The organism is Pedobacter sp. AC379, from assembly GCF_979258145.1.
Genome location: NZ_OZ409839.1, coordinates 420,871 through 435,928 on the forward strand (window position 1 = coordinate 420,871; position 15,058 = coordinate 435,928).

At 38.0% G+C, this 15,058-nt stretch carries 11 protein-coding genes and 1 pseudogene; 5 read left to right on the top strand and 7 right to left on the bottom strand.

Annotated features, from left to right (window positions below):
* Positions 1-49: 49 nt before the first annotated feature.
* Entirely contained in the window at positions 50-694 is a 645-nt protein-coding gene (locus ACZZZW_RS01830; protein WP_055914307.1) for a LutC/YkgG family protein, read from the top strand.
* 332 nt (positions 695-1,026) lie between these two features.
* Positions 1,027-2,103 carry a 3-oxoacyl-ACP synthase III family protein gene (locus ACZZZW_RS01835; protein WP_055914309.1) on the top strand — a complete coding sequence of 359 codons (1,077 nt, stop codon included), beginning with the start codon at positions 1,027-1,029 and terminating at the stop codon, positions 2,101-2,103.
* Here ACZZZW_RS01835 and ACZZZW_RS01840 read toward each other — a convergent pair.
* The 3 genes from ACZZZW_RS01840 to ACZZZW_RS01850 all read right to left on the bottom strand — a co-directional run bounded on the left by ACZZZW_RS01840 (position 2,100) and on the right by ACZZZW_RS01850 (position 5,601).
* On the bottom strand, positions 2,100-3,587 hold the full coding sequence (locus ACZZZW_RS01840) for a tetratricopeptide repeat protein (protein ID WP_463492129.1): 1,488 nt from the start codon (positions 3,585-3,587) through the stop codon (positions 2,100-2,102). The two genes, ACZZZW_RS01835 and ACZZZW_RS01840, sit on opposite strands and share 4 nt — an antisense overlap.
* 173 nt (positions 3,588-3,760) lie before the next feature.
* A complete protein-coding gene (locus ACZZZW_RS01845; RefSeq protein ID WP_055914314.1) occupies positions 3,761-4,504 on the bottom strand; it encodes a zinc ribbon domain-containing protein in 744 nt (247 codons plus the stop codon).
* Positions 4,504-5,601: a Nif3-like dinuclear metal center hexameric protein gene (locus ACZZZW_RS01850; RefSeq protein WP_463492130.1), complete on the bottom strand. Its 1,098-nt coding sequence runs from the start codon at positions 5,599-5,601 to the stop codon at positions 4,504-4,506. Before ACZZZW_RS01850 ends, ACZZZW_RS01845 begins: the two co-directional genes overlap by 1 nt.
* Positions 5,602-5,711: 110 nt before the next feature.
* Here ACZZZW_RS01850 and ACZZZW_RS01855 point away from each other — a divergent pair, with 110 nt between their 5' ends.
* On the top strand, positions 5,712-6,239 hold the full coding sequence (locus ACZZZW_RS01855) for a hypothetical protein (RefSeq protein WP_463492131.1): 528 nt from the start codon (positions 5,712-5,714) through the stop codon (positions 6,237-6,239).
* Between the two features lie 147 nt (positions 6,240-6,386).
* Here the strand turns inward: ACZZZW_RS01855 and ACZZZW_RS01860 are convergent, their stop codons facing one another.
* Positions 6,387-6,755, bottom strand: coding sequence for a TM2 domain-containing protein (locus ACZZZW_RS01860; RefSeq protein WP_055914323.1), 369 nt, complete (start codon positions 6,753-6,755; stop codon positions 6,387-6,389).
* A 5-nt stretch (positions 6,756-6,760) separates the two neighbouring features.
* The gene (locus tag ACZZZW_RS01865) at positions 6,761-7,039 is read right to left on the bottom strand and encodes a DUF2752 domain-containing protein (protein WP_463492132.1); all 279 of its coding nucleotides are present in this window, start codon (positions 7,037-7,039) and stop codon (positions 6,761-6,763) included.
* Positions 7,040-7,371: 332 nt separating this feature from the next.
* Between ACZZZW_RS01865 and mfd the strand changes: the two genes are divergently transcribed.
* Positions 7,372-10,710 carry a transcription-repair coupling factor gene (mfd, locus tag ACZZZW_RS01870; protein ID WP_055914330.1) on the top strand — a complete coding sequence of 1,113 codons (3,339 nt, stop codon included), beginning with the start codon at positions 7,372-7,374 and terminating at the stop codon, positions 10,708-10,710.
* Between the two features lie 104 nt (positions 10,711-10,814).
* Positions 10,815-11,036 carry a DUF3820 family protein gene (locus ACZZZW_RS01875; protein ID WP_029274918.1) on the top strand — a complete coding sequence of 74 codons (222 nt, stop codon included), beginning with the start codon at positions 10,815-10,817 and terminating at the stop codon, positions 11,034-11,036.
* Between the two features lie 476 nt (positions 11,037-11,512).
* Here the strand turns inward: ACZZZW_RS01875 and ACZZZW_RS01880 are convergent.
* Positions 11,513-12,064 (bottom strand): annotated as a pseudogene (locus ACZZZW_RS01880) (DsbA family oxidoreductase); the annotation flags it as partial.
* Positions 12,065-12,284: 220 nt separating this feature from the next.
* On the bottom strand, positions 12,285-14,969 hold the full coding sequence (locus ACZZZW_RS01885; RefSeq protein ID WP_463492133.1) for a M14 family metallopeptidase: 2,685 nt from the start codon (positions 14,967-14,969) through the stop codon (positions 12,285-12,287).
* Positions 14,970-15,058 lie beyond the last annotated feature (89 nt).

Here is a 15,058-nt window from a genome sequence, read left to right on the forward strand (position 1 = left end):
TATTACATTTGCTACCCTAGTTAATCATTAGGGTAGCTTTTTTTTTATAATGAAGGATAATACGACAGCGAAGGAACAAATACTAAAAAAGATAAGGAAAGCACTATTAGAGAAACGCGAAAACCCTTATCCAAATTTAGAAGAAAGTCAACTGTATAAAAAAAATACAGATGAGCTGGAGGTATTGTTTGCCGAACAGCTTACTGCCATTTCGGGTAATTTCATTTTCTGCGAGGATGGGATCGATTTTTTTGAGAATATCCTTCAGCTGGCCGATAAATTTAAATGGCGCAAAATATATTGCTGGGAGCCAGAACTCCAACAGTTTTTAAGCAAATACGAATTTCCTTTTTACCAAACAGATAAAGATTTCGAACAGGCAGAGGTGGGTATCACCCTTTGCGAAGCACTTGTTGCCCGCAACGGAAGCGTAATGGTAACTAACCAGAGTGCCGCCGGAAGAAGGCTCAGTATTTTCCCACACCACCACATTGTAATCGCGAGAACAAGTCAGTTGGTGTTAGACCTAAAAGATGCTTTTCAGCTGTTGAAGAATAAATATGGCAACCAAATCCCATCAATGATCAGCAACATTACTGGCCCCAGCAGAACTGCCGATATTGAAAAAACATTGGTTTTAGGAGCGCATGGCCCAAAAGAGCTTTTTGTGTTTTTGATTGATGATTTTAGTTAAGAAATATATTAATCACTAAAAATTTTATCCAGTCTTCTTTGAAAATTGATATGCCCTCGCTTCTTATCAGGTTATTACAAAATCTACATCAAATTAAAGTGCCATTAGTGGTGGCCTATTCTTCGATTCAAACTGCAATTCAGGTATTTTAAAAATTTATAGGTATCGTTGGCAAAACTCAAAATATGCTTTAATGATTCTTTAAAAAATAGTATCTTCATTTTCTGGTTAAATGACAGGGTGGGCTGTTAAAAAAATAAATTTATTTTCGATTATCGAATATAATTGATAGTTTTATACTACATACCGTTTTAGTATGCGGTATTATAATTATGAGCAAAGCAATAAATACGGTAATTACCGGCACCGGAAGTTATATTCCTCAGAATATTATTTCAGGTAGTGAATTTTTAAATTCTACATTTTTTGAGAATGGAAACCGATTGGAGAAGGAGAATTCAGAAATCATTAATAAGTTTTCTGAAATTACCGAGATCGTTGAAAGACGCTACGTCTGCCCCGAGCAGTTAAGCAACCATATTGGTGCCAAGGCTGCAGAAAAAGCTATAGAAAACGCCGGTATCGATAAAGAAACCTTAGATTATATTATCTTCTGCCATAATTTTGGCGATATCCCGTTGGGAAGTAACCGTACAGATGTTTTACCCGCTTTAGCAGCGAAAGTAAAACAACAATTAGGCATCCAAAACCCTGATTGTGTTGCCTACGATATCATTTTTGGATGCCCGGGATGGGTTCAGGGTGCGATACAGGCTGATTATTACATTAAAAGTGGCGATGCAAAACGGGTAATGGTAATTGGAGCAGAAACCTTAAGCCGCATTATCGATCCGCACGACCGTGATAGCATGATTTTTTCGGATGGTGCCGGAGCTGTAATTTTTGAAGCAGAAGAATCAGACGAAAAGAAAGGTATTCTGGCCCATAAAACCGAAACCCATGCGGTGAATCACGGCAACCTTTTAATCATGGGCAAAAGTGCTCATCCGGAGGAAACCAATGGAAACCTTTACTTAAAAATGAATGGCCGTAAACTTTATGAGTTTGCAGTAATTCAGGTGCCGCAGGTGATTAAAAAGGCTATTGATAAAGCTGGCTTAACTGTAGATGATGTAAATATTGTGTTTGTGCACCAGGCCAACGGAAAAATGGATACCGCCATTATGAAGCGTTTATTTAAGCTTTATGGTAAAGATACCGTACCAGAAAATTTAGTGCCGATGACGATTTCGTGGTTGGGAAACAGTTCAGTAGCAACTGTACCAACTTTGTTGGATCTGGTTTTAAAAGAACAGGTAGAAGGTTATAAAGTTAAAGCTGGTGATGTAGCGGTTTTTGCTTCAGTTGGAGCAGGGATGCACATCAATGCTTTTGTACACCGTTTTTAATTCGTCAATCTTCTTAACCCGGCTTTTGCCTGGCTTTCAATACTGCTTTCAAATTCATGATTTTTCATGCTTATGGCCGTATTGAAAGCCTCTTTTGCTTTAGCGGTATTTTTCTTCCGTTCGTAAACCTTACCCATCTGCAATGCAGCATTTGCAGCAAAATAATATTTCAGGTTTCTGCCTCCATTGATGGTTTCCTGATAAGCAGCTAAAGCTTGGTCATCCTTACCTAAATCATCATAAATTCTTCCCAAGCGGTAATTAAACTCTGTTTTATCTCTATCATTCGTATGTTCACTTGCTTTCTTATCATTGAGCGTTTGCAGTGCCCTGCTTAAATAGCCTCCATCAAATAAAAGCCGGGCTTTTAAAAGATCTAACGTAGGCGTTCCGGCGGCAGCTTCGCTTTTGGCCTGCTTGTCTTTTTCCATATAGGTATAGCCATTTTTAACAGCCTTTGCCGCAAAGGCCGTATAACCGGCCTTATCTCCCTTCAGAAGTGCTATCCAGCCGAGATGCAGGTAAGCGTCTTTAACAAAATTAACGCCCTTGGTTGCTTGTAAAAAGCGGTTAAAATACGTAGCTGCATTAAGATCCAATTTATTCAAATGCGCAATACCTTCAAGGTAATCTAAATATGGGAAAGGTTGATAAACACCACCTTCAGGCCGCTTGGCCAAAATGGAGATGGCCTCTTCGCTGTGGCCGTTCTTAATGCATACATAACTTTGTAAATAGCTTTTTAACAAACTGGTATCGGCAATCCTTTCGGTATATTTTATGGTTTTGGCATAGGCTTGGGGGCTATGCGCTACATCAGTTAATACATAGGCATAATAAAACACCACTTCTTCATAAAATGGCTCATAGGAAGATTTAGGCAGGTTATCGGCAAGTTTTTCGAACATATTCAGTCCATTTTGGAGATTGCCTTTTATGCCAAAAGTAGAAAGTGCTGTTTTAAGGGCACCATCTGGTAAATTACCTAAAACGGCATTAATTAAACCCAATCCTTTAAGGTTAAGGTGAAAGTTGGGGAATTTCTTATTATTTTCCTGTAAAAGGCTGTTCGCTTTTTTTACTTCCATTGCCGCATTAAAATATTCTCCAAAACGGCCCCTTATTAAAGCCCATTGCAGATTGATTTCTGCCTGTGCATATAAGTAATATGGCGAATTTTTATCATCATCGCTGATTTGATCCAAACGGGCAGATTTATTCACTTTCAAGCGGTCGAAATCAGCTTTGCTTTCCGATGTTAAAACGGTAAAATAATCTACATAATTTTCTAAAAGCGGAATGATGGAGTTATTTGGATGTTGCTTTTTTTCGGTAGAGATATATGCCCTGGCATTGCCCAATTTCAGTTCGAAGATGCTTTTATAGGCATTTAGGCAATTGCTGTTAAAATCGAAGTTTGCAAATGAAAACAGAGGAGAAATGAGCAGGGCAGAGGTTACAAAAAAACGGAAGCTTTTATTCATTCGGGATTCTATTTCGGTTTAATTATGCGCACAAAGCAACAGGGCTTTCACATTAACATCAATTATTTACTAAAACGCTAAAAATGTACTCTTGTTTTGTGTACACAAAAAATGGGCGTATATAAAAAACGTCCCGATTAAATCGGGACGTTCTAATAATTTTATGATTCGGATTAAGCTTCGGTTACTTCGTGAGTTAAAGCTTCATCTACCAAAATACGACCACAATGTTCGCAAACGATAATTTTTTTACGTTGACGGATATCTAACTGGCGTTGAGGCGGAATCTGGTTAAAACAACCTGAGCAAGAATCGCGGTCGATGGTTACCACAGCCAAACCGTTAATTGCGTTTTTGCGCAAACGTTTGTAAGCAACCAATAAACGCTCATCAATTTGAGGCTCCGCTTTGTCAGCTTTCTTTTGTAAATCTTGCTCTTCTTTTTCAGTTTCGGCAGTAATTACATCCAATTCACCTTTTTTAACTTCTAAATCTTTCTTTCTGCCATCTAATTCAGCTTTGGCAGCTTCATAGATTTCTGTTTTAGAAGTGATTTCGAAACCATGTTCTTTAATTTTCTTTTCAGATACCTGAATATCTAAACCTTGAATCTCAATTTCTTTAGTTAAAGCATCGTATTCACGGTTGTTTTTAACTTCTTTTAATTGAGTATCGTATCTTTTGATGGCAGCTTGCGCATCTTTAATTGTATTTTTACGGGTTACGATTGAATCCTCAAGATCATCAAGTTCGCCTTTGATTTTTGCAATTCTAGTTTCTAATCCTAAAACGTCATCCTCAAGATCGGCAACTTCCATTGGTAATTCACCACGTACCTGGCGGATCTTATCAATTTTTGTGTGGATATTTTGTAATTCGTATAAAGCCTTTAGCTTTTGTTCTACGGTTTGTTCCATTAAAACAAGTAATTTATGGGGTTTGTATTTTGCTCCGTTAAACGGATTGCAAAGTTAGTAAATTTTTTCTGAATAATTTCAAGCAATAAATTTGAGGTAAATTGTTCAGTTTCAAAGTGTCCGATGTCGGCAATGATCAGTTTTTCCTCCGCATCAAAAAACTCATGATATTTAAAATCTGCTGTAATAAAAGCATCAGCCCCCGCAGCAATCGCCTCTTTTAAAAGGAAACTTCCTGATCCGCCACAAACCGCTACTTTTTTTATCCTTTTACCTATAATTTCGGTATGCCTAACCACTTTAGCCTGCATGCGGTCTTTTACCAAATGTAAAAAATCGTAAGCATCCATATCATATTCAAGCCAGCCCACCATGCCCGAACCAACTAAATCATGCTTGTTTTCGAGATTATAAATATCGTAGGCCACTTCCTCGTAAGGATGGTTTTCAAACAAGGCTACCAAAATTTTACGCTCGGCCTGTGTAGGGTAAACCATTTCAATACGAACTTCTGCTTCACGATGGCGAACACCTTTTTCACCTACAAAAGGATCTGAATTTTCATTTCCTTTAAATGTACCAAAGCCATCAGCGTTAAAACTGCATTCGCTATAATTGCCGATGTTGCCCGCACCTGCATAAAAAAGTGCAGACCGCAACTGTTCTGCCTGGGCCTGCGGACAATACGTAACCAGTTTCTTTAATAACCCCGCCTTCGGCGAAAGTACTTTGGTTCCTGTTAGGCCTAATCTTTCACAAATTTTTGCATTTACACCTGTGTGGATACTATCCAGGTTGGTATGAATGGCGTAAAGTGCAATGTTATTCCTGATTGCCTTTAACACCACACGTTCTACATAATTTTTACCATTTAGCTTTTTTAAACCCTTAAAAACAATTGGGTGGTGGGTAATAATCAAATTGCAACCTGTCGAAATCGCCTCATCAACAATCTTCTCCACACAATCTAAAGCCACCAAAGCGCCACGAATTTCCATATTGGGATCGCCTACAATTAAGCCAGAATTATCATAATCTTCCTGGTAATTCAATGGTGCAATGCTTTCGAGATAATTTGTAATTTCAGCTAATTTCATTTTCTAAAGATAGAAAAAATGGCGTTTGTGTTAAAAATGAAAATTTAAACTTGGCAATATGTTTTCAATAATTAAATTAGTGATCTAAATTAGATAACGCCCTCACATCGATGAAAATAAAATTGTTTAAAATTTCATTCCTAGTATTATTATTTACTTCGATAGCCTGCAATAGTTATTGTCAGGTTAGATATAGTGCCAAAGCAGAATTTGGTCATCTTTATTATGGCTCGCAACTCATAAGATACGAGAGAGTAGAACCTAGTACCTCTGATTTCTTGACTGGCAAAAGTGGAGGAAATGAAATTAACCTGATTAACGGTATCATTCTTAATCGTTTTTTATTTATGGGTATAGGTTTAAGCTATCTTAAATTAAACAATGCCAATGGAGTGGCACCTAGCTTAGATGTTGAACTTTTAGCGAATCAAAAAAAATTGAGTCCACTCTTCAATTTAAAATTAGGTCAAAGTTTTCTGAAAAATGATATGGGGAGAAAAAAGAGCTCAACTTTTGGAGAATTTGACTTTGGGTTAAATTATCACCTTGTTCCACAACTTAGCACATATGCGAAAGTAGGTATTCAAATTACACAAAATACAAGCTTTCTATCTATTCGTGGTGGTGTGAGGTTTTAGCAGTTTATTGTGTTTTTTCATCTAAACTGATAAAAAAAGTCCGCAAACCCGGTTTTTCATGGGTGCGGACTTATAGTGTATGGCAGGATGAACATTAAAGCTGTTCTGTATGTATTCCCAAAAAAAGACTCATTAAAAATGAGGGGTTTACTGAAACCCGCCCATTCTAACCATCTGCAAGCTTTCGAAAACCATTTTCTGGTTATGCTCAAAAGCAAGTGTTTTATGGTTTACAACATCGATAATTGATCCGATGAAACATAAACCTGCGGTTACCAGGTATAAAATACCCATTCCAATCTGGCCGATGATAAATCGTTGCAGGCCGGGAACTGCAAATAAACCGATTAAACAGAAAATTAACATATCTGAGGGGTTTTTCCTTTTGCTGCTGTAAACCATTAAGAAATTACGCAACTGCTGTTCCGTTAACCCGGTAGTAGCTTGTTGTAAGTATGAAAATTCTTCTGGCGTTATACCTGGTAACGACATTAGAGGTGATTGAAATATATCCATGGTTTCTATATATTAGTGGTTGAAATTTTAAATCTTTTTTTATTTTTTATCAATGTGTATATTCTGTAAACTATAATTAAAAGTGCCGGAAACCCAAACCAATGCTCCGAAAAGCTTTCGGTAAATTCGCCATGTAAAATATGACTGATCGACCTGCCTATGCCACATCCCGGACACCAATCCTCAAACCCTAAATTGGCTAATGGACAAAGTGTAAAATGATGCTCGTGGCCATTTGCTGCTGCCAGTAATACCAAAGCTGCTACCCAGAAAAATAGTTCCATAGGAAAGCTTTTAATGTATTTCATTGGTGATCATTTATTTTCATTGGTGATGAAGTTCCTACGATTTATTTTTATTTAAATGGAAATCATAATAGCTTCATTGTTTCACTTTTTATACAATTTAGAGGCTATACGACTACCTTTGTTACATCATTTTGCCCTTAATCGACGAATAGGGCATATATTTCGACCAAATGAGTAATGGAATCTAACAAAAAGAATTTATTTCTTTTTCGTCTTTTGATTTTTACCTGCAACCCTGCCAAAATTAGTTAAAAAAACCTTTACACAAATTGCGGGTTAATATTAAAAGATAAGCTTATTTTTGTGCCTTGAACATTCGCGATTTAATAAACAGATACAAAACCGACGATAGGGTAAGCCAGTTTACCAAAGCGTTAAACAGTACCAAAAACCCAAAGATACAATTAAAGGGATTGGTGGGTTCTGCCGATGCTATTGTTGCACTTTCTTCTTATTTTTTACTCCACAAACCTATTTTGTTCGTTTTACCAGATAGGGAAGAAGCGGCCTATTTTCAATCCGACCTGGAAAGTGTTTTGGATAAACAGGTTTTACTGTTTCCATCTTCATACCGAAAATCTTTCGATTTTACCCAGGTAGATACCGCTAATGTACTGGCCCGTGCAGAGGTATTGAATGAATTGAACCACGATTCTGAATATGGTAAAATTGTGGTTTCCTATCCGGAAGCCATTGCAGAAAAAGTAATCGACCGATCGGCTTTAGAAAAGAATACACTGGAAATAAGCCTGGGTGCTAAGCTTGGTATCGATTTTATAAATGAATTTTTAATTGATTACGACTTTGACAGAAGAGATTTTGTTTACGAACCAGGTCAGTTTTCTATCCGCGGCGGTATTGTAGATATTTTTTCTTTTTCTTCTGATCTGCCTTTCCGGATCGAATTTTTCGGTGATGAGGTAGAAAGTATCAGAAGTTTTGAAATTGAAAGTCAGCTTTCAGTAACCGATGTAAAATCGCTTACCATTGTGCCGAACGTTCAGGCGAAATTTTTAACCGAAAGCAATATCAGCATCCTCGATTACATCGATCAGGATACACAACTCTGGTTTAAGGATGTTGAGTTTACCTTGGATATTGTAAAAGCCGGGTTTAAAAAAGCTGTCGAACTATGGAAAGCGCTTCCTGCTGCAGATAAAAATCAAAATCCCGAATGGATTGATCCTAAATTTGCTTTTACCGATGAGAAATTATTAGGTGATCATCTTCAGGATTTTCCCATCATCGAATTCGGAAAGCAGTTTTTTTATAAAACAGATCACCGTTTTGAATTTGAAACAAAGCCACAGCCATCATTCAATAAAGATTTCAATCTGTTAATTCATAACCTCAAGGAAAACGAAAAAGAAGGCATTGTTAACTTTATTTTTACTGATTCACCGAAACAGGTTGAACGTTTATATGCCATTTTAGAAGACATTGACAAAACGGCCAAATTTACACCGATCAATAGCATGCTGCGCGAGGGTTTTATAGATTCCCAGATTCAGACTGCATTTTATACTGATCACCAGATTTTTGACCGTTACTATAAATATAAGCTTAAAAAAGGCTATCAGAAAAGTCAGGCCATTACCCTAAAAGATTTAAGGGAATTAAAATCCGGCGATTATGTTACCCACATCGATCACGGGATCGGCAAATATGCCGGACTGGAAAAGGTTGAGGTAAATGGTAAAACACAGGAGATGATCCGTTTGATTTATGCCGATAACGATCTTCTTTATGTAAACATCAACTCATTAAACAGGATAGCCAAATACAGCGGCAAAGATAGTGGTGTGCCCAAGATGAATAAGCTGGGTACCGATGCCTGGGACAAGCTAAAAAAAACCACTAAAAAAAAAGTTAAAGATATTGCCCGAGACCTGATTAAGCTTTATGCATTGCGTAAAACCCAGGCCGGAACGGCATTTTCGCCAGATAGCTATTTACAAACCGAACTGGAGGCTTCTTTTATTTATGAAGATACTCCCGATCAGTTAAAGGCTACCCAGGATGTAAAAAAAGACATGGAATCGCCTCACCCGATGGATCGTTTGGTTTGTGGCGATGTGGGTTTCGGAAAAACTGAGATTGCAGTCCGTGCAGCATTTAAAGCCGTTGCTGAAGGCAAACAGGCCGCTATTTTAGTGCCTACCACAATTTTAGCTTTACAACATTTTAAAACTTTTTCGTCGCGTTTAAAAGATTTTCCGGTTACGGTAGATTACATTAACAGGTTTAAAACCAATAAACAGATTAAAGATACGCTAGCCGAGGCCGCAGCAGGTAAAGTTGATATTTTGATCGGCACACACCGTTTACTGAGCAAGGATGTAAAGTTTAAAGACCTCGGCATCATGATTATTGATGAAGAGCAGAAATTTGGCGTTACAGCAAAAGAAAGGTTGAAAGCCGTGCGTGTAAATGTTGATACTTTAACACTTACAGCAACTCCGATTCCAAGAACGCTGCATTTTTCATTAATGGGCGCAAGAGATTTATCCATTATTAGTACGCCACCACCAAACAGGCAACCCGTTAGTACCGAATTGCATGTTTTTAACGATAAACTGATCCAGGAAGCTGTTCAGTTCGAGTTAGACCGTGGCGGACAGGTTTTCTTTATACATAACCGTGTAAACGACTTGATGCAATTGGGTGGAATGATCCAGAAATTGGTACCGAAAGCAAGGATTGGTATTGCGCACGGGCAATTGGATGGCGATCAACTCGAGGATGTAATGCTCGATTTCATTAATGGAGAAAAAGATGTTTTAGTGGCCACTACCATTATCGAAGCTGGTTTGGATATCCCGAATGCAAATACCATCATCATTAACCATGCACATATGTTTGGTTTGAGCGATCTGCATCAAATGCGCGGCAGGGTGGGCCGGAGCAATAAAAAAGCTTTTTGTTATTTACTTTCGCCACCATTATCTACGCTAACATCTGAAGCCCGGAAGCGTTTAAGTGCAATTGAAGAATTTTCTGATCTTGGAAGTGGCTTCAATGTGGCCATGCGCGATTTAGATATCCGAGGAAGCGGGAACCTGCTTGGTGCTGAGCAAAGTGGTTTTATTGCCGAAATCGGATTCGAGATGTACCATAAAATACTGGATGAAGCCATTCAGGAACTTAAAGAAGCAGAGTTTAAGGGCCTTTTTGAAAATGAACCTGCCCGGCCGTTTGTGGGCTTTACGCAAGTAGATACGGATCTGGAATTGTATATCCCCGATGCTTACATTACTAACATAACTGAACGTTATAATTTATATACCGAACTTTCTAAACTTGATAACGAAACAGAGCTTGCTATTTTTGAAAAACATTTAGCCGATCGTTTCGGACCTGTTCCACCTCAGGTAAAAACCATGCTCAGCGTGGTACGGTTACAGTGGTTAGGTAAAAAATTAGGTTTTGAAAAAATCAGTTTCAAGAAAAACAGCTTGCGCGGATATTTCTTGAGCGACAAACAATCAGCTTATTTTGATTCAAATACTTTTACCAGAATTTTAACTTTTGCACAAAATCATCCACGGATGTGTAATTTAAAAGAGGTAAAAAACACCTTAAGGATTGCTTTCGATAATGTAAAAACCGTTGAGGAAGCGATTGAAACTTTAGAGCTGATTGATTAAAAAACATTAATTCAGTCAGTTCATTGACTGAATTAACGTTAATTGAGTCAGTCTGTTGACTGAATTAATGTTTTTTCAATTATGAGCACTTATTTTAAAACAAAATGTTAGACCCTACTTTATTGCTCGATTTAGTGAAAATGCAAATGCCCTATGGAAAATATAAAGGTTATCTGATCTGCAATATTCCTGAAAGTTACTTGCTTTGGTATAAGGATAAGGGCTTTCCGAAAGGAAAACTGGGCGATTTAATGGCTACTATGTTTGAAATACGGGTAAATGGTTTAGAATACCTGTTAACGCCTTTAAAAAATCAGAATCGGTAAGTAAGAATGATAGGTTTATGGGAACATTTATTCCGGGCTATTGTCTTCCCGAACCAAAAAGTGATGGTGGCAGGTATAGAGGAATCGTCCTTCCCAACTTGATTGGGAATCGTAATGCCTTAGTAGGGTCGGAGGTTGCATTAAGATTCCCGCCTGCGCGGGAAAGACGACCGTTTTGAATAGATCTCTCCATTGCGCTGCTTCAGTCGAGATGACGGTTTTCTATGTATTTTCATGTAAAAGTCACTCAGATCTAAAGGAACTTTACAGAAAAAGATCTGCTTTGATCTACTAATCTTTAGGAAACAAATTTATATCTCACAACCATTCTCATCACAAACCGCATCATTATTTTTGTTTAATGAGGTTATTGTAGTTTTAGGTTGTGCTTCTTTCCATTCGGTAAAACTTTGGGTAAGCGCATCTGTGAAAGCCTGTACAGGTTGCGCACCGGAAACGCCATATTTGCGGTCCATAACAAAATAAGGAACCCCTCTAATTCCTAAGTTCTGGCTTTCATAAATATCATAACGTACAGCTTCTGCAAATTCATTTCCATTTAAAACCGACATGGCTTCTGCTTTATCCAAGCCAATTTCTACGGCAAGATCAATCAAAACGTCGGTTTCACCAATATTTTTGCTTTTTACAAAATGAGCTTCAAACAATTTTTCTTCTGCTAAATCCTGAAGTTTATGTTTAGATGCCAAATGAATCAATCGATGTGCGTTAAAAGTATTGGCAGGTATATTTGTATCAAAATCAATCGTTAAACCAGCATTTTCAGCCATATCAACAACCTGTTTTGTCATCTGTTTGGCTTGCTCAACGGGCATACCTTTGCTTCTCGAAAGGTAATCGTAAATTGTTTCATTGTTGGTATTGTGGTACTCAGGGTTGAGCTGAAAACTTTTCCAATCTACTTCAATTTCATTTTTGAACGGTAATTTTTCAATTGCCTGTTCAAAATGTCTTTTCCCAATATAGCAAAACGGACACATTACGTCCGACCAGATTTCTACTTTCATAGCACAAAATTAAGTGGATAATAATTGACTATAGTAAAGCCAAAGTAAAAAGCCACTATCGTTTAGTATAGTGGCCCTAGTGTCTTAATAAAATTTTCATCTCAAGATATCATCATTTCGACCGCAGTGGAGAAATCTTTAACAGTTCAAAGATTTCTCTATTTCACTATGCTTCAGTCGAAATGACGACCTTTATATTTGATTTGTCAATCAATTATAACTATTTATACAACTGGTTAAATATCAGTTTAAACGTACCATGTGTTTGAGCCCTGAAAGCAATTTCAGGCCCGAAAGCAAGCAGCTTACCTTTGCCAACCTTTGCTTCAAAAGCCGTTACACCATCCTGAAGATACGCTTGCCCCCATGCCCATCCGCTGCGCAACGGTGAGGCGTTTTCAAACCACAATAATGGTTTTATCTTACCAGAAGCAATGGCGTCGCCAGTGAGCTTAAAAACAGGGCTGTTATCAAAATAAACATCAGCTTCCTTTTCCATTCCCCAATTGGTTGGCAAGGTTGTATCTACACCAACATTTAAAACACTTCCGGGAACATAATACTTTTCAGCAGGCAATCTCTTTTCCTCCCCGTTTACAATTTCGACCATTGCATTCCGCACCGGCAGATTTAAGTGATAAGCTAAATTTGTACTGCTGCCAATGGTTACAATATTTCCTCCTGCTTCCAGAAATTTCTTTAATTCAGGAATCGATTTATCGGAAGTGATTCTTCCTAAACGGTTTCTGAATTCTTGTGGAACTTCGTCTGCCTTTGGGCCAAAAGATCTGTTTCCGGCACCTCCCTGTACTCCTGGGATTGCACCACCAACAAAAATAATCACATCATATTTTGATTTTAAATTGCCTGCATCGATATCCTGAGGATAAATTACGCTTGCATTGTAATGGTACTGTTCCATTAAAAATTGAACCCAGCCCGAAGCCATAGAACCTCCATAAGTATCCCATAAGGCAATTCTGGCAGTTGATATTTTAACTTTGCTTTTTGGAGCCGCAGCAATTTTTAGTTTGACATTTACTTTTTCCAATACCGATTTTCCTGCTGATGAAACATAAAAATCGCCATTTTCTGTGGAGCGGTAAACCTCAACTTTGTTTCTCAATAAATCATTTACTGCCGTGTAAGAATCATTCTGTGCCGCACTTAATACATAGCTTGATTCGTCGACTAATTTATTTTCAGGCTTTAATAATTGTCCGTAGGGATTTTTCTCAAACGGACCTGAGAAATCATCAAGAATCCGATCAAATTTCACATCCATTAAATACGCTAATGTCCATCCAGCAGCATCATATGGTGGAATTGGCGCACCGCCTTCGTATTTAAAATCGTTTGGATGATCTTGCGGTTCGAACATGTCCAAAACATGCGGACGGAAAGCCTGATCGGTTTTGACCACATAACTTCCGACAGGATAATTTTTTCCGGCAACACTAAAAGATGAGGTTGCTTTTTGCACCACAATACCCGTTCTGATCAATGCATTTAAAAACTTGATGGCTGTATTGAAATCAGGTTGATCTGCAGATAAAATATAACCATAAGGATCTCTGTTTAAAGGGGCTTTCATTACCGTATCAAAAGCTTTCATACTGATTTGCCTTCTTGCTCCAAAATCTGCATCTCCACCTGCAACGGAGGTGCCTTTTGCAGCATTGTTAATGGCTTCAATTTTCTTAGGAGAGAAAGACCAGGTATCTTTTTTACCACGCTCGATTGAGTTTCGGCCCATTTGGTAAATGTTGTATAATAATTCATCCCGATAACGCTGTGCGTAGCCTAAAACAGCATAATTTAAAGAAACTGAATAATCGATCGAATTTTTAAAATACCATTTTCTTGGCGTAATCGGGTTTGGTGAATCGCCACTAGGTAATAAACGCGATGGAACCAGGGGAATTTCAGATGGGGTAGGATTACCTATAATTTCTGTTAAAAGCCCAACCATATTGTGAAAATAAGTTGTGGTTCTTAACCCTCCATTGTACCAGGTAGAATAAACCGATCCTCCACGCTGGGTGTAGCCAGGTTTATTTTCTACATTCATTCTATTGTGCATGGCAGCACCCACAGCATCTAAACTGGTTAATATGGTTGGATCGAAAACATAATTGAATGGGTCGCGGTAGGGTGGGCCTGCCACAACTGTACCTGCCGGACCAGCCTGGTGGTGGTTATACATGATCTGCGGAATCCATTCTACAAAGAGCTGACGGCCGATATTCTGAGTTTCTTTGAGGTTTAACATAAAGAAATCGCGGTTATTATCATGTCCTGCATATTTTTCATACAGAACGGGCAATCCAGAAGTAGTTCTTTTTTTAGGATCTTTATCCCTCATGTACCAATTGCTCACCAACTCTTGCCCATCCGGGTTGGCATGCGTAAACAAAATAATCACATTATCCAGAATGCGTGTTGTTTCAGCATCATTCCTTGAAGCAAATTCGTAAATAGTCTGAATTAACTGATGCGCACCCACCACTTCATTTGCATGCAAACCACCATCTATCCATACCACGGCTTTACCTTCTTGTGCCAATGATTTTGCTTGCTCCGGCGTAATTTCGGCATGTGCCAGCTGTTGCGCAATTTCTTTATACCGATCTAATTTTTTTAGATTTTCCGGAGAGGAAACAATGAGCATATACTGGCTTCTGCCTTCTTCAGTTTTACCTATATCGACTAATTTGATGCGGTTGGAGTTTGCGGCAAGTTTTTTAAAATAAGTTTCTGTTTGAGTATAATTAGCGAGCTGATAATCATCGCCTATATCAAAACCAAAATGAGATTTTGGCGTGGGTACCTCCTGCGAAAACACAGCGAGGCCATTTACCATTAAAAAAGCTAAACAGAGCCCTTTAAAGTAGTTTTTTATCATAATAAGAAGTTTAGTTGGTAATCAAATATAATAGAGAAAAAGTGCTAAAAACAGCTTGCTGTAAATTTGTTACAAGTTTTAAATCCTAA

What these genes read in the sequence shown, in the direction of transcription:
- ACZZZW_RS01835 (WP_055914309.1), top strand. Translation starts at nt 1,027, where the DNA reads ATGAGCAAAGCAATAAATACGGTAATTACCGGCACCGGAAGTTATATT.
- ACZZZW_RS01865 (WP_463492132.1), bottom strand. Translation starts at nt 7,039, where the DNA reads ATGGAACTATTTTTCTGGGTAGCAGCTTTGGTATTACTGGCAGCAGCA.
- ACZZZW_RS01830 (WP_055914307.1), top strand. Translation starts at nt 50, where the DNA reads ATGAAGGATAATACGACAGCGAAGGAACAAATACTAAAAAAGATAAGG.
- ACZZZW_RS01875 (WP_029274918.1), top strand. Translation starts at nt 10,815, where the DNA reads ATGTTAGACCCTACTTTATTGCTCGATTTAGTGAAAATGCAAATGCCC.
- ACZZZW_RS01840 (WP_463492129.1), bottom strand. Translation starts at nt 3,587, where the DNA reads ATGAATAAAAGCTTCCGTTTTTTTGTAACCTCTGCCCTGCTCATTTCT.
- ACZZZW_RS01855 (WP_463492131.1), top strand. Translation starts at nt 5,712, where the DNA reads ATGAAAATAAAATTGTTTAAAATTTCATTCCTAGTATTATTATTTACT.
- ACZZZW_RS01850 (WP_463492130.1), bottom strand. Translation starts at nt 5,601, where the DNA reads ATGAAATTAGCTGAAATTACAAATTATCTCGAAAGCATTGCACCATTG.
- ACZZZW_RS01860 (WP_055914323.1), bottom strand. Translation starts at nt 6,755, where the DNA reads ATGGATATATTTCAATCACCTCTAATGTCGTTACCAGGTATAACGCCA.
- ACZZZW_RS01845 (WP_055914314.1), bottom strand. Translation starts at nt 4,504, where the DNA reads ATGGAACAAACCGTAGAACAAAAGCTAAAGGCTTTATACGAATTACAA.
- ACZZZW_RS01885 (WP_463492133.1), bottom strand. Translation starts at nt 14,969, where the DNA reads ATGATAAAAAACTACTTTAAAGGGCTCTGTTTAGCTTTTTTAATGGTA.